The 15,260-nt window shown below is 69.4% G+C and carries 13 protein-coding genes; 3 read left to right on the forward strand and 10 right to left on the reverse strand.

What is annotated here, in order from left to right:
- Positions 1-420: 420 nt before the first annotated feature.
- The 10 genes from tyrS to argC all read right to left on the reverse strand — a co-directional run bounded on the left by tyrS (position 421) and on the right by argC (position 11,290).
- Positions 421-1,689: a tyrosine--tRNA ligase gene (gene tyrS, locus CHC08_RS29640; protein WP_089210672.1), complete on the reverse strand. Its 1,269-nt coding sequence runs from the start codon at positions 1,687-1,689 to the stop codon at positions 421-423.
- 128 nt (positions 1,690-1,817) lie between these two features.
- A complete protein-coding gene (locus tag CHC08_RS29645; RefSeq protein ID WP_089210738.1) occupies positions 1,818-2,468 on the reverse strand; it encodes a DNA-3-methyladenine glycosylase in 651 nt (216 codons plus the stop codon).
- A 63-nt stretch (positions 2,469-2,531) separates the two neighbouring features.
- Entirely contained in the window at positions 2,532-3,950 is a 1,419-nt protein-coding gene (gene argH / locus CHC08_RS29650) for an argininosuccinate lyase (protein WP_245878637.1), read from the reverse strand.
- A 40-nt stretch (positions 3,951-3,990) separates the two neighbouring features.
- A complete protein-coding gene (locus tag CHC08_RS29655; RefSeq protein WP_089210674.1) occupies positions 3,991-5,190 on the reverse strand; it encodes an argininosuccinate synthase in 1,200 nt (399 codons plus the stop codon).
- Positions 5,183-5,764, reverse strand: a complete 582-nt coding sequence (locus tag CHC08_RS29660; RefSeq protein WP_245878638.1) for an arginine repressor — start codon at positions 5,762-5,764, stop codon at positions 5,183-5,185. Before CHC08_RS29660 ends, CHC08_RS29655 begins: the two co-directional genes overlap by 8 nt.
- The gene (gene argF / locus CHC08_RS29665; protein WP_089210675.1) at positions 5,761-6,852 is read right to left on the reverse strand and encodes an ornithine carbamoyltransferase; all 1,092 of its coding nucleotides are present in this window, start codon (positions 6,850-6,852) and stop codon (positions 5,761-5,763) included. The genes CHC08_RS29660 and argF overlap by 4 nt, the downstream gene beginning before the upstream one ends.
- Positions 6,845-7,993: an acetylornithine transaminase gene (locus tag CHC08_RS29670; protein ID WP_245878646.1), complete on the reverse strand. Its 1,149-nt coding sequence runs from the start codon at positions 7,991-7,993 to the stop codon at positions 6,845-6,847. The genes argF and CHC08_RS29670 overlap by 8 nt, the downstream gene beginning before the upstream one ends.
- A 56-nt stretch (positions 7,994-8,049) precedes the next feature.
- Complete coding sequence (argB, locus tag CHC08_RS29675; protein WP_089210676.1) at positions 8,050-9,120, reverse strand: acetylglutamate kinase; 1,071 nt, start codon at positions 9,118-9,120, stop codon at positions 8,050-8,052.
- Complete coding sequence (argJ, locus tag CHC08_RS29680; RefSeq protein WP_089210677.1) at positions 9,117-10,271, reverse strand: bifunctional glutamate N-acetyltransferase/amino-acid acetyltransferase ArgJ; 1,155 nt, start codon at positions 10,269-10,271, stop codon at positions 9,117-9,119. Before argJ ends, argB begins: the two co-directional genes overlap by 4 nt.
- Positions 10,268-11,290, reverse strand: coding sequence for an N-acetyl-gamma-glutamyl-phosphate reductase (gene argC, locus CHC08_RS29685; RefSeq protein ID WP_089210678.1), 1,023 nt, complete (start codon positions 11,288-11,290; stop codon positions 10,268-10,270). The genes argJ and argC overlap by 4 nt, the downstream gene beginning before the upstream one ends.
- Positions 11,291-11,560: 270 nt before the next feature.
- On the opposite strand from argC, the gene CHC08_RS29690 reads away from it, so the two are divergent.
- The 3 genes from CHC08_RS29690 (at position 11,561) to CHC08_RS29700 (ending at position 15,256) form a co-directional block, all read left to right on the forward strand.
- On the forward strand, positions 11,561-13,222 hold the full coding sequence (locus CHC08_RS29690; RefSeq protein WP_089210679.1) for a class I adenylate-forming enzyme family protein: 1,662 nt from the start codon (positions 11,561-11,563) through the stop codon (positions 13,220-13,222).
- Between the two features lie 114 nt (positions 13,223-13,336).
- Positions 13,337-14,596, forward strand: a complete 1,260-nt coding sequence (locus tag CHC08_RS29695; RefSeq protein WP_245878639.1) for an MFS transporter — start codon at positions 13,337-13,339, stop codon at positions 14,594-14,596.
- A gap of 54 nt (positions 14,597-14,650) precedes the next feature.
- A complete protein-coding gene (locus tag CHC08_RS29700; protein ID WP_089210680.1) occupies positions 14,651-15,256 on the forward strand; it encodes a Uma2 family endonuclease in 606 nt (201 codons plus the stop codon).
- Positions 15,257-15,260: the final 4 nt, after the last annotated feature.

Consider the following 15,260-nt stretch of genomic DNA (forward strand, 5'->3'; position numbering starts at 1 on the left):
GGGAAACCAGCGCCGTTCGCACCGTTTCCGCTTATCCCGTCGAATCCGTTAGGATCTCGACCGCCCTGCTTCCAGGGCAACCCTCTAAACCTACCGTGACATCCAAGCCATGCCAAATCAACCGATTTTCCAGTGATCCAAACAGAGGCCGAACGCTGAGGTTCGTTCAGTGAGGGGCTCCCTGGGGCCCGTCCGCCGATTCGGCGTCCGGCTCGCTCCCGGGGCATTGAGAACACTAGGCGGCCCTCGTAACCTCGTCAAATCAACCCCGCATCAAGAACATGCAGGTCAGCGCCATTATTCAAGAAAAACCGCGCCGTTCGCTACCTGAACGTTACCCGCTCAACGGCAAGCGCCCCGGCCGAAACCGGGGCGCCGACCAAATAGACAAAGAATCAGTGCTTCAGCCCCGTGAAGGCATCAAGCCGCGACGATCTCGACACCGCCGACGGAGCGCTTGCCCCGGCGCAGCACCAGGAAGCGGCCGTGCAGGAGGTCCTCCGTCGAGGGCACGTACGTCTCGTCGGTGACCTTGACGTTGTTGAGGTAGGCACCGCCCTCCTTCACCGCGCGGCGGGCCTCGGACTTCGAGTTGACCAGGCCGCTCTCGGCGAGCAGGTCGACGATCGACGCGCCCAGCCCCGGCACCTCCGCGCGCGGCACCTCGGCGAGGGCCTCCCCCAGGGTCCGTGCGGGCAGGTCCTCCAGCGACCCCTGGCCGAACAGGGCCGCCGAGGCCGCGATCACCGCGTCACACTCCTCCGCGCCGTGCAGCAGCGTGGTGAACTCCTGGGCGAGCGCGCGCTGAGCCGCACGCGCGGCGGGCCGCTCGGAGGATGCCTTCTCCAGCTCCTCGATCTCCTCGCGGGACCTGAAGCTGTAGATCTTGAGGAACTTCACCACGTCGCGGTCGTCGGCGTTCAACCAGAACTGGTAGAACGCGTACGGCGAGGTCATCTCCGGGTTGAGCCAGACCGCACCGCCGGCCGTCTTGCCGAACTTGGTGCCGTCAGCCTTGGTGATCAGCGGCACGGTGAGGGCGTGCACGTGGTTTCCGGTCACCCTGCGAATGAGATCGGTTCCCGCGGTGATGTTGCCCCACTGGTCGCTGCCGCCGATCTGCAGCGTGCAGCCGTGCCGCCTGTTCAGCTCCAGGTAGTCGTTGGCCTGCAGGATCTGGTAGCTGAACTCGGTGTAGCTGAGCCCGTCACCGCCGAGGCGGGCGGAGACCGATTCGCGGGCGAGCATGCGGTTGACCGGGAAGTGCTTGCCGACGTCACGGAGGAAGTCGATCGCGGACATGCCCTCGGTCCAGTCGAGATTGCTGACCAGGATGCCGGTCTTCTCGTCCGAGAAGTCGATGAACTTCTCCACCTGGACCCGGATCCGCTCGACCCATTCGGCCACGACGTCCGAGGAGTTGAGCGAGCGCTCGGTGCTCCGGCCGCTGGGGTCGCCGATCAGCCCTGTCGCGCCGCCCACCAGCCCGACAACCCGGTGGCCCGCCCTCTGCAGACGGGTGAGGGTCAGCAACGGGACCAGGTTGCCGACGTGGAGCGAGGGCGCGGTCGGGTCGAAGCCGCAATAGACCGTGATCGGACCCTCGGCCATCGCCGCGCGCAGGGCGTCGATATCGGTGGATTGCGCGATCAGGCCGCGCCAGGCGAGGTCATCCAGAATGTCGGTCACGATCCTTGCTTTCCAATGCTCGAAGGGACATATACCGCTGTCGTACTACCCTGCCCGATCACGGCCTCGTTCCGCCACCCGAAAACTCTCCCCCGGGCGAGAGGACCAGCGGGTATGGGCGGATGTGCCTACCGGCGGCGCGGGACATGCGGCCGGTACGGCGAGACAGTGCGATCTCCGTCGATCCAGAAGCGCCAGGGCGTCTCCCTGCCCGACGAGATCCCCGTGCGCGGCCCCGACATGATCGATCCTGCCGTGGCCGGTTCGCCCGCCCGTACGGAGATCGGACCGGGCACACAGGCATCGAGCCCGTTCTGCTCCCTCGCGAGGCCGAGTGCCACGGCCAGGCGTGCGGGCCCGCGGGCGAGGTCGCGTTCGGCGACCGTACGGCTCGCGCCCGCGCTCCGGCGGGCCAAGGCGACCTCGATGCCGGAGATCACCTCCCCGGCCCGGAGCAGCACCCCCGAGCCGATTCCCTCGGGCAGACAGGTGAGGTTGGCACAGAAATGCATGCCGTACGTGAAATAGACGTACAGGTGGCCCGGTGGTCCGAACATCACCGCGTTGCGGGGCGTCCGGCCGCGATAGGTGTGGGAGGCGGGGTCCTCCCCCGGCATGCCGTACGCCTCGACCTCGGTGAGACGCACCGCGACCGGCCCGTGCACGAACACCCGCCCCAGCAGGTCCGGGGCGACCTCGTGCGTCGGCCGGTCGAAGAACTCCCGCGTCAAGGGCGCGGATCCGGCGAGCGGGTGCTCACCGGATCCGTCAGCGGGCATGAGCGTGACCATGGATGGACGCTAGCGGATCATCGGTGAACCGTCTGCGGACATCGATGAGAATCAGTTTCCGCTCGCCCAGGCCGCCTGTGCGTCAACGACCTCGCGCAGCTCGGTGAGCTGGTCCCTGACCCTGTCGGGGGCGGTGCCGCCGTGCGCCTTGCGGGCCGCGAGGGCGCCCGGCACCGAGAGCACCTCCCGCGAGTCCGGCGTGAAGTGCGGCGAGACCTTGGCCAGCTCCTCGTCGGTGAGCTCGTCGAAGGTCTTGTCGTTGACCTGGCACCAGACGACCAGGTGACCGACCGCCTCGTGCGCCTCGCGGAAGACCACGCCCCTGCGGACCAGAAGTTCGGCCAGGTCGGTGGCCAGCGCGAACCCGTCGGGGGCCGAGGCCTCCATCTTGGCGGTGTTGACGCGCATGGTGGCGACCAGGCCGGCCACGGCGGGCAGGACCAGCAGGAGGGTGTCCACGGAGTCGAACACCGGCTCCTTGTCCTCCTGCAGGTCACGGTTGTAGGTCAGCGGCAGGCCCTTGAGGGTCGTCAGCAGCGCCACCAGGTTGCCGATGAGACGGCCGCTCTTGCCCCGGGCGAGCTCGGCGACGTCCGGGTTCTTCTTCTGCGGCATGATCGACGAGCCCGTGGAGTAGGCGTCGTCCATCTCGATCCAGCGGAACTCCTGGGAGGCCCACAGGACGATCTCCTCGCCCAGCCGCGACAGGTGCATGCCGATCATCGCCGCGTCGAACAGGAACTCGGCGGCGAAGTCACGATCGGCGACCGCGTCCATCGAGTTGGGCGCGGCGGAGTCGAACCCGAGCTCCCGCGCCACCGCCTGCGGGTCCAGCGGCAGGGACGAGCCTGCCAGCGCGCCGGAGCCGAGCGGGGAGACGGCCGCGCGCTTGTCCCAGTCGCGCAGCCGCTCGATGTCGCGGGCGAAGGCGTGCACGTGGGCCAGGAGCTGATGCCCGAAGGAGACCGGCTGGGCGTGCTGCAGGTGGGTCATGCCGGGGGCCGCCGTCTCGGCGTGCTCCTCGGCCTGGCTCATCAGCGCGGTCTCCAGCTCGACCAGCCGGGACACGATGTGCCTGACGTGGTCGCGGAGGTAGAGCCGCAGATCGGTGGCGACCTGGTCGTTGCGGCTCCGACCGGCGCGGAGCTTGCCGCCGAGCGTGCCGAGGCGCTCCAGCAGACCGCGCTCCAGCGCGGTGTGGACGTCCTCGTCGGCCACGGTCGGCCGGAACTCGCCCGTCTTGCAGGCCCGCTCCAGATCGTCCAGCGCACCGAGCATGCGCCCCAGCTCGTCGTCGGTGAGCAGGTTCGCGCGGTGCAGCACCCGGGCGTGCGCGCGCGAGGCCAGCAGGTCGTACGGCACGAGCCGCCAGTCGAAGTGCACACTTACCGAGAGCCTGGTCAGCGCGTCGGCCGGACCTCCTTCGAACCGGCCGCCCCACAGCCGCATCGGCTTACCACCATCAGTCACCGTTGTTCTCCTCCTCATTCAATCCGCGACCTTAGCCCAATCAGGCCAGCCGGGAGTCCCGGGCCGACGCAATCTTGGAGGGCAGGCTCCACAGCTCGACGAAGCCCTTGGCCAGGGACTGGTCGAAGGTGTCGCCGGTGTCGTAGGTGGCGAGGTTGAAGTCGTACAGGGAGGCCTCGGAGCGCCTGCCGGTGACCGTGGCCCGGCCGCCGTGCAGGGTCATCCGGATCTCACCGGTGACGTGCTCCTGCGCCTCGGCGATGAAGACGTCCAGGGCCTTCTTCAGGGGGGAGAACCAGAGGCCGTCGTAGACGAGCTCGCCCCAGCGCTGGTCCACCGACCGCTTGAACCGGGCGAGGTCGCGCTCGACGGTGACATTCTCCAGCTCCATGTGCGCGGTGATCAGCGTGATGGCGCCCGGCGCCTCGTAGACCTCGCGGGACTTGATGCCGACGAGCCGGTCCTCGACCATGTCGAGGCGGCCGATGCCCTGGGCGCCCGCCCGCCGGTTGAGCTCGGCGATGATCTGGAACGGGGTCAGGTGCCGGCCGTCCAGCGCCACCGGGACGCCCTTGACGAAGCTGACGATGACCTCGTCGGCCTCGCGCGGCTGGGACGGGTCGGCGGTGTAGGAGTAGACGTCCTCGACGGGGCCGTTCCAGATGTCCTCGAGGAAGCCGGTCTCGACGGCCCGGCCCCAGATGTTCTGGTCGATCGAGTACGGGTTCTTCTTGCTGGTCTCGATCGGGAGGTTCCGCTCCTCGGCGTAGGTGATCGCCTTGTCCCGGGTCCACGCGTAGTCGCGGGCGGGGGCGATGACCTTGAGCTCGGGGAAGAGTGCGGCCAGGCCGGCCTCGAAGCGGACCTGGTCGTTGCCCTTGCCGGTGCAGCCGTGCGAGACGTGGGTGCCGCCGTACTGCTTGGCCGCGTCGGCCAGGTGCTTGACGATCAGCGGCCGCGACAGCGCGGAGACCAGCGGGTAGCGGTCCATGTAGAGGGCGTTGGCCTGCAGGGCGGGCACGCAGAAGTCGGTGGCGAACTCCTCGCGGGCGTCGACGACGATTGACTCGATGGCACCGCAGTCGATGGCCCGCTTACGGATGACCTCCATGTCCTCGCCGCCCTGGCCGACGTCGACGGCCACCGCGATGACCTCCGCCCCGGTCTTCTCGGCGAGGAAGGGAATGGCCACGGAGGTGTCGAGGCCTCCGGAGAAGGCGAGTACGACCCGGTCAGTCATGATCAATCTCTCCAAAATCTTTTGTCACAGGTGCCAGATGATGCCGGGGGTCGCCCGCCTGAACGGGCTGCGTACGTCGGTCGGCATGCCGGAGCAGCCCTTCGGCGACCGAGGCCCCACCCATCGGGTCACGGCTGATGACGAGGATCGTGTCGTCTCCGGCCACCGTGCCGAGGATGGACTCCCAGTCGGCGTGGTCGATGGCGGAGGCGAGGAACTGGGCGGCGCCCGGTGGCGTGCGGACGATCACCAGGTTGGCGGACGCCTCGGCGGAGACGAGCAGTTCCTCCGCGAACCGGCTCAATCTGGCGGCCGGAGACTCTCCCGTGCCGAGCCTGGTCAGCCGTATCCGGCCCCCGCCCTCGCCGGGCAGGGCGTAGACCAGGGAACCGTCCTCCGCGCGTAGCTTGAGCGCGCCGAGCTCGTCGAGGTCCCGCGAGAGGGTGGCCTGGGTGACCTCGACCCCGCTCTCCAGCAGGAGTTTGGCCAGCTCGGGTTGCGACCTGACCGGCTGCCTTCCCAGGAGGTCGGCGATCCGCGCCTGGCGGGCGACCTTGGTCATGGGGATCGTCATGTGGGCTCCTCCCCGGGTCTGCCGGGAGATGTGCCGCGACCGCCGGCGTCCTCGCCCCGCTCCGTCGGCGAGGCCGGCGATACCACCCCGGCCACTCCGACCAGCTCGGTGGCCGAGAGCAGATCGATCGCCGAGGCCGGCGCGGTCGCCGAGACCAGCCAGGACAGCAGGGCCTTCTGGGCGTGCAGCCGGTTCTCCGCCTGATCCCACACCACGCTCTGCGGGCCGTCGAGGACGTCGGCGGTGACCTCCAGCTCCCGGTAGGCGGGCAGGCAGTGCAGGAGGATCGCGCCGGGGGCCGCCCGGCCCATCAGCTCGGCGTTGACCTGGAAGGGCATCAGGTCGGCGATCCGCTGCTCCTTGCCGTCCTGGCCCATCGAGACCCAGGTGTCGGTGGCGATCACGTCCGCGCCGGCCGCGGCCTCGCCCGCGTCGGACAGCACGGCGACCGACCCGCCGGTCCGCACCGCGATCTCACCGGCTCGCCGGAGGATCTCCGAATCGGGCAGGTATCCGGCGGGGGCGGCGATCCGCACGTGCATACCGGCGACGGCACCGCCGAGCAGGTAGGAGTGGGCCATGTTGTTGGCGCCGTCTCCGAAGTAGGCGAGGGTGAGCCCGTCGACCCTGCCGAAGCGTTCCCTGATGGTCTGCAGGTCGGCGAGGATCTGGCAGGGGTGGAACTCGTCGGTGAGCGCGTTCACCACCGGCACCGAGGATGCCGAGGCCATGGCCTCGATCCTCTCCTGCCCCGCGGTCCGCCACACGATGGCGCCGACCTGGCGTCCGAGGAACCGGGCGGTGTCCTCGATGGACTCGCCCCGGCCCATCTGGGAGGTGCCGGCGTCGATGATCAGGGGCAGCCCGCCGAGCTCGCCGATGCCGGTCGCGAAGGAGACGCGGGTCCGGGTGGACGGCTTGTCGAAGAGCACGGCGACCGTCTGCGGACCCTCGAAGGGCCGGTAGCCGTACCGGTCCTTCTTGATGGCGTCGGCCAGGTCGAGCACCTGGGCCTGCTCGGCGGGCGACAGGTCGTCGTCCCTCAGGAAGTGCCTGACGTGCGCGGATTCCGCGTGGTTCCTAGGCATCGGCGGCCTCGTCAAGGATCGCGGGGAGGGCGGCCACGAAGGCGGCGACCTGACCGGAAGTGATCACCAGCGGCGGCGCGAGCCGTACGACGTCGGGCTGGAGGGCGTTGACCAGGAAGCCCGCCCCCTGCGCCGCGGCCTGGACCTGCGCGGAGCGGTCGGCGGTCAGCAGGACGCCCAGCCACAGGCCGCGGCCGCGGACCCCCGCCAGCAGCGGGTGGCCCGTCGCGGCGATCCCGTCGGCGAGCTGGGCGCCGACCGTCCGGACGTGCTCCAGCAGGCCGTCCTTCTCGATCGTGTCGAGTACGGCGAGCGCCGCGGCGGCCGAGACGGGGTTGCCCCCGAAGGTGGATCCGTGATCGCCCTTGGCGAAGATCGTGCCCGCCGGGCCGAAGCCGATGCAGGCGCCGATCGGCATGCCGCCGCCGAGGCCCTTGGCCAGGGTCAGCACGTCGGGCAGGACCCCTTCGTGCTGGTGGGCGAACCAGTGTCCGGTGCGGCCGATCGCCGACTGGATCTCGTCGGCCACCAGCAGCGCGCCGTTCGCGTCGCAGATCTCCCTGACGGCCTTGAAGTAGCCCGCCGGCGGGGGCACGACCCCGGCCTCGCCCTGGGTCGGCTCCATGAAGACCGCGGCGCACTCTTCGGTGACCGCGCTCTTCAGTGCCTCGGCGTCGCCGTACGGGACGAACCGGACGTCCACCGGGAACGGGCCGAACTGGTCGCGGATCGACGCCTTACCGGTCAGCGCGAGTGCCCCGAGAGTCCGGCCGTGGAAGGAGTTCTCGGCGGCCACGAAGTAGGTGCGGCCGTTCGTCTTGCCGTACTTGACGGCCAGTTTCAGGGCGGCCTCGTTGGCCTCGGTGCCGGAGTTGGTGAAGAACACCCTGCCCGGAGCGGCGAGCAGGTCGAGCAGCCGTTCGGCGAGCAGCACCTCGGGCTCGTGCAGGAACAGGTTGCTGGTGTGCGCGAGCGTGGCGACCTGTCTGGACACGGCCTCGACCAGCGCCGGGTGGGCGTGGCCGAGTGAGCTGACCGCGATGCCGCCGATGAGGTCGAGATATTCACCGCCGTCGACATCCCAGACCTTCGAGCCCTCGCCGCGCGCCAGCGCCAGCGGGGGCACCCCGTAGTTCGGCATGAAGGCGGCCTCGAAGCGCTTGCTGAGCGCGTCTCCGACCGGACGCTCGTACAGGCTCACTCGTCACTCCCGTTCAGCTGAACGGGGGCCGCCGGCCCCCGCTTGACCAGATTGGGTACCGCTGCCGTCTTGGCCGTATCGGCCGTCTCGGCGATGTCCGGCAGCACCATGGTTCCGACGCCCTGGTCGGTGAAGATCTCCAGCAGCACCGAGTGGGACACCCTGCCGTCGAGCACATGTGCCTGGGGCACGCCGCCCTGGACGGCGGTCAGACACGCCTCCATCTTGGGCACCATGCCGCTGGACAGGCTCGGCAGGAGTTCTTCCAACTCGGTGGCGAAGAGTTCGCCGATCACCACGTTGACCTGGGTTGATCCCGCGTCACCCGCTTCATCCCCGCCGGTCGCGCCGTTCATGCCTGCCGCATCGCTCCCGTCCTTCGCGACGGTCACGCCGTCGGTTCCGGGACGCCAGTCGCGGTAGAGCCCCTCGACGTCGGTCAGGACGATCAGCTTGGACGCCTGCAGCGCCACGGCGAGGGCCGCGGCGGCGGTGTCGGCGTTGACGTTGTAGACGGTGCCGTCGTCGCTGCGCGCGATCGAGGAGATCACCGGGATGCGCCCGTCGTCCAGCAGCGCCCGCACGGCTCCGGCCTCGACCCTGACGATGTCGCCGACCTGGCCGATGTCCACCGTGACGCCGTCGACGACGGCGTGCTTGCGGACCGCGGTGAACAGGTGGGCGTCCTCGCCGGACATGCCGATCGCGAACGGCCCGTGCCGGTTGATCAGGCCGACCACGTCCCGGTTGACCTGCCCGACCAGGACCATCCTGACGACCTGCATGGCCTCGGGGCTGGTGACCCTGAGTCCGGCGGTGAAGGTGGACTCGATGCCCAGCCTGTCGAGCTGGGCGTTGATCTGCGGGCCGCCTCCGTGCACGATCACCGGCTTGAGCCCCGCGTACCGCAGGAAGACGACGTCCTCGGCGAACTTCTCGCGCAGGTGCTCCTCGGTCATCGCGTTGCCGCCGTACTTGATGACGACGGTCGCCCCGTGGAAGCGGGCCAGCCAGGGCAGCGCCTCGATCAGCGTGTGGGCCTTGACCAGGGCGTCGGCGGTCCTCATGACGAGTACGCCGAGTTCTCGAGGACGTAGGCCGCGGTGAGGTCGGTGGTGTGGACCGTCGCCGAGTGCGGGCCCGCCGACAGGTCGATGGTGATCGTCACATCGCGGGGGCTCAGGTCGACCTTGGACCGGTCGTCCCCGGCGGCGCCGCCCCGGCAGATCCAGATGCCGTTGATGGCCACGTTGAGCCGGTCGACCTCGAAGACCGCGTCGGTGGTGCCGACCGCCGACAGCACCCGGCCCCAGTTGGGGTCCTCCCCGTGGATGGCGCACTTGAAGAGATTCGAACGGGAGACGGCGCGGGCGACGGTCACGGCGTCGTCCTCCGACACCGCGCCGACGACCTCGATGGCGATCGCCTTGCTGGCGCCCTCGGCGTCCACCAGGAGCTGGCGGCTGAGGTCGGCGCAGACGGCGTGGACCATCTGCTCGAACTCGCCGAGGTCCGGGACGACCCCCGAGGCGCCACTGGCCAGGAGCAGCACGGTGTCGTTGGTGGACATGCAGCCGTCGGCGTCGAGCCGGTCGAAGGTGACCCTCGTCACGTTGCGGAGCACCGCGTCGAGCTGGGCGGCGGGCAGGTCGGCGTCGGTGGTGATCACGCACAGCATGGTGGCCAGGCCGGGGGCGAGCATGCCCGCGCCCTTGGCCATGCCGCCGACCATGTAGCCGCCCTCGCCCCGTTTGAAGGAGATCTTGGAGACGGTGTCGGTGGTGCGGATGGCGTCCGCGGCGGCCAGGCCGCCGTCCCTGGCGAGCTGGGAGACCGCGAGGTCCACCCCGCCCAGCAGGGCGTCCATCGGCAGTCGCTCACCGATCAGGCCGGTGGAGCAGACCGCGATCTCGCCGGCCGACTCCGCCAGCGCCTCGGCGACCTTCTCCGCGGTGGCGTGGGTGTCTTGGAAGCCGAGCGGTCCCGTGCAGGCGTTGGCCCCGCCGGAGTTGAGGATCACCGCGTGGACCCGGCCTCCGGCCAGCACCTGCTGGGACCACAGGACCGGCGCGGCCTTCACGCGGTTGGCGGTGAAAACACCGGCCGCGGCGCGCGAGGGGCCGTCGTTGACGAGTAGTGCCAGGTCGCGGGCGACACCGGACTTGATTCCGGCGTCGACACCCGCCGCCCGGAAGCCGAGGGGGGCGGTCACACTCATGGGGCAACTCCATTGAGAGGAAGGCCGAGATCTTCTGACAGGCCGAGGGCGAGGTTGGCGCTCTGGATCGCGCCGCCCGCGGTTCCCTTGGTCAGGTTGTCGAGGGCGATGACAACAACGACGCGTCCGGCGCGCTCATCCAGGGCGACCTGGAGGACGGCGGTGTTGGCGCCGAGGGTCATCGAGGTCGCGGGCTGCTGCCCCTGGGGCAGCAGCCGCAGGAACGGCTCGTCCTTGGTCGCGATCTCGTAGGCCTCACGCAGGGCCTGCGAGGTGAGGTCCGCCCTGGCAGGCGCCGTGCAGGTGGCGAGGATGCCACGGCTCATCGGGGCCAGCATGGGGGTGAAGGAGACCTTCACCGGCTCGCCCGCCAGCGGGGAGAGGTTCTGCTCCATCTCGGGGATGTGCCGGTGGACACCGCCGACGCCGTACGCGCTGACCGAGCCCATCACCTCGCTGCCCAGCAGGTTCGGCTTGAGCGACTTGCCCGCCCCGCTGGTACCGGTGGCGGCGACCACGACCACGTCGGGCTCGACGAGACCGGCGGCGAAGGCGGGGAACATCGCCAGGGTGACGGCCGTCGGGAAGCATCCGGGGACGGCGATCCGCGAGGTGCCGCGGAGCCGGTCGCGCTGGCCCGGCAGCTCGGGCAGGCCGTACGGCCAGGTGCCGGCGTGGACGCCGCCGTAGAAGTGGTCCCAGGCGGCGGGGTCGGACAGGCGGAAGTCCGCGCCGCAGTCGACGACCAGCGTGTCCGGGCCGAGCTGCTCGGCGACGGCGGCCGACTGGCCGTGCGGGAGGGCGAGGAAGACGAGGTCGTGACCGGTGAGGGCGTCGGCGGTGGTGTCGAGCAGGATCCGGTCGGCCAGCGGGGCCAAGTGGGGCTGGTGGGCGCCCAGAGCGGTGCCCGCGCTGGATTTCGCGGTCAGCGCGCCGATCTCGATCTCGGGATGGGACAGCAGCAGGCGCAGGAGCTCACCTCCGGCATAACCGCTCGCGCCTACGATGGCCGCTCTCATCCATCCCCCTCAAGTCTGCATGTTTATGCGTACGTTCTCATGAACTTACTAGAGAGATTATGCATCGCCAAGGATTGTCATGCAAGTCTCGAAAGAGGGAGGCCTCCGGCAACCGCTCGCGCCTCGGCCGGTCAAAGCACTACAAATAGGATTTTTCTCTATTTATGACCTCGAACTGGAAATCACCAGTCGCGTTCGGGCACTGTTGTACGTACCTACCGGTCGGTATCGTGACGTTTCCGGCCCCTCCGCCCCCGGGAGTATCAACGTATGACTGTCACCCATGACCAGGTCCAGGCCCAGCTCACCGGCCCCGGGCAGCTTTTCGAGATGGACGACGTCCCCAGCCACGGCGGGACCGTCAAGACCTGGAAACACGCCCCCGGCGACTTCCGCGCGCTCCTCGAGACAAGCCGGCTCCATGGAGACAAGATCTTCCTGTCATACGAAGAGGAGCACCTCACCTACGAGGAGCACTTCCGGCGGGTGGCCACGCTGGCGCGGCGCCTGGTGGAGGAGTACGGCATCGTCAAGGGCGACCGGGTGGCCGTCGCCATGCGCAACTATCCGGAGTGGGTGATCGCCTTCTCCGCCACGCTGGCGGCCGGGGCGATAGCCGTACCGCTCAACGCCTGGTGGACCACGCAGGAGCTGGAGTACGGACTGTCGGACTCCGGGGCCAAGGTGCTGATCGCCGACGGTGAGCGCGCGGCCAAACTGCCCGGCCTGACACAGTCCCTGATCGTGACCCGGGGCGAGGTGCCGGAAGGCGCCCGCTCGTTCGAGGACGTGCTGGGCGCGGTCGAGGCGGACGTCACCCTGCCCGCGGTCGAACTCTCCCCCGATGACCCGGCCACGATCTTCTACACCTCGGGCACGACGGGCCGCCCCAAGGGCGCGCTCGGCAGCCATCGCAACCTCGGCCAGTCGCCCATGACCGTCGCCTATAGCCTGATGCGCGCCGTGCTCCTGGCGGGCAGGGACCCGGCGGAGACGACCGGGCAGCGCCGCGTCACCCTGCTCACCGTGCCGCTCTTCCACGTCACCGGCTGCTTCTCGGTGATGACCACCACCATGTTCACCGGCGGCACCGTCGTGCTGATGTACAAGTGGGACGCGGGACGGGCGCTGGAGCTGATCGAACGCGAGAAGATCACGGGAATGACCGGTGTGCCCACCAACGTCTGGCAGCTCCTGTCCCACCCCGATCTGACCAAGTTCGACGTCTCCAGCCTCGTCGGCCTCGGATACGGCGGCGCCCCCGCCCCGCCGAAGCTCCTGGAGCGCATCACCACGCAGCTGCCCAACCGCGCCCCCTCCAACGGGTACGGCATGACCGAGACCACCGCGCTCGCCATCGGCAACAGCGGTGCGGACTACCTCGCCAAGCCCGACAGCATCGGCCTGCCGGTGGCCGTGGTCGAGGTGAAGATCGCCGACCCGACCGGCGACGAGGTGCCCGTCGGCGAGATCGGCGAGCTCTGCATGCGCGGCCCGAACGTGATCCTCGGCTACTGGAACCGCCCCGACGCCACCGCCGAGACCTTCGTGAACGGCTGGCTGCACACCGGCGACCTGGCCAGGGTCGACGACGAGGGATTCGTGTTCATCGTGGACCGCGCCAAGGACATGGTCATCCGCGGCGGCGAGAACGTCTACTGCGCCGAGGTCGAGGCCGCGCTGTTCGAACACCCCGCGGTGGACGACGTCGCGGTGATCGGCATCCCCCACGACGAGCTGGGCGAGGAGGTCGGCGCGGTGGTACGGCTGACGTCACCGGTGTCCCCCGAGGAGCTGCAGGCGTTCCTGCGCGAGCGGATCGCGGCCTTCAAGATCCCGGTCCGGTTCTGGGTGCGCGAGGGCGAGCTTCCCCGCAACCCCGGCGGCAAGATCCTCAAGACCCTCCTTCGCAAGGAGGTTCTGGGCTCCTGACGCCGCCCGGCGGTGACCTGCCGGAAAATCACTTGATTTGGCGCAGGTCACCGCCGACACTGGCTGTTCGTGCCAGAGAACCCCGATCGATCGATCAGAACCCTGATCCGTCACATGAAGATGGATCTCAGTCCCCTGCGGGACTCCCGCGACTTCCGGCTGCTCTTCGGCTCCGGGGTGGTCACGATGTTCGGCACCTTCCTGACGCTGGTCGCCGTCCCGCTGCAGATGAAGGAGCTCACCGGCTCCTACCTGGCGGTCGGCCTGGTCAGCGCGGTGGAGTTCGTGCCGATGGTGCTGTGCGGGCTCTGGGGCGGGGCGATCGCGGACGCGCTGGACCGGCGCAAGATCATCCTTTACACCGAGGTCGGGCTCTGCCTCACGGTCTCGATCCTGCTCCTCAACGCGGTGCTGCCCCATCCCCAGGTCTGGGTGCTGTACGTGGTCGGCGCGCTCTCGGCGGGCCTGGGCAGCCTGCAGCGGCCCAGCCTGGAGTCGCTGATGCCTCGCGTGGTGAGGCACGACCAGCTCACCGCGGCCGCCGCGCTGAGCAGCTTCCGCTGGAACCTCGGCGCCATCGTCGCCCCCGGCCTCAGCGGCCTGATCGCGGCCTGGTACGGCGTCGCCGCCGCGTACGGCATCAACGTGGCGACCTTCCTGTTCTCCCTGATCCTGCTCTGGATGGTGAAGGCTCCCCCGCAACCCGAGGACACGCCTCCGGCGTCGATCCGCGCGCTGGTCGACGGGGTCCGCTACGCCGTGGGCCGTCCTGACCTGATGGGCACCTACCTGGTGGACGTCGCCGCGATGGTCTTCGCGTTCTCCACCGCGCTGTACCCGTTCCTCGCCGACGAACTGGGCGTCCCGGAGGCGCTGGGCCTGTTCTTCTCCGCCTCCGCCGTCGGCTCGCTGATCGCTTCGGTCACCTCCGGCTGGACCAGGCACGTTCACCGGCACGGCCTCGGCGTGATCGTCGCGGCGATCGTGTGGGGCGCCGCGGTGGCGCTGGCGTCCGTCATGCCGAACGTCTGGGGCATCTTCGCCTGCCTGGCCCTGGCCGGGGCCGCCGACATGGTCAGCGGCGTCTTCCGGGCGACCATCTGGAACCAGACCATCCCCGACGAGTTCCGCGGCCGGCTGGCGGGCATCGAGCTGCTCTCCTACACCAGCGGCCCGATGATCGGCAACGCCCGGGCGGGGCTGATGGGCCATCTCGGCGGAAACCGCTTCTCGCTCGGCGCGGGCGGCCTGCTGTGCGTCGGCGCGGTGGTCGCCATGGCCGCGCTGCTGCCGAAGTTCAGAAACTACGACGCCCGCACCGACGAGCACGCCATCAGGGAACGCACCCGCCGCGAGGAACTCGCCCAGGCCTGAGGGGCACCGGGAAAGCATCCTCACCGAACGGAGCCCTGTTGTTACTGTGGGGGCATGAAGGTCGACGTACGGAGCCCTGAGGTGACGGAGTCCTCACTGCCCGACTGGGCCTTCCCGCCGCCCGGGGGATTCACCGCGGAAGACCTCGATCGCATTCCGCAGTTGCCCGCACACACAGAGTTGATTGATGGAAGCCTGGTCTTCGCGAGTCCTCAGGCTTCCTTCCACATGCGCGCGGTAGAGCTTCTGATGATCGCCCTGCGCCGGGCCGTACCCGCCGATTTCCGTGCGCGCCGGGAGATGAGCGTCGTACTGGGCAAGCGGCAGCGGCCTGAGCCGGATGTGAGCGTCATCCACGCCTCCGCCGAGCACAGTCCGGAGCAGACCGCCTACCGGGCGGAGGATGTCGTGCTCGTGGTGGAGGTCATCTCCCCTGAGTCCGAAAGCCGCGACCGTGATCGCAAACCGGCGCTGTACGCCCAGGCGGGGATCAAGCACTTCTGGCTGGTCGAGAACCAGTCGGGCAGACCGGCGATCTACGTCTACGAGCTCGATCCCCTCGCCCGCTCCTACGTTCTCACCGGCATCCACCACGACCGGCTCAAGCTCTCGGCCCCCTTCGACCTCGACGTCGACCTGACGGAGATCGACAGCCTCTGAGCCG

It is taken from the genome of Streptosporangium subroseum, from assembly GCF_900188345.1.
In the GTDB taxonomy this organism is placed as follows: Bacteria; Actinomycetota; Actinomycetes; order Streptosporangiales; family Streptosporangiaceae; genus Streptosporangium; species Streptosporangium subroseum.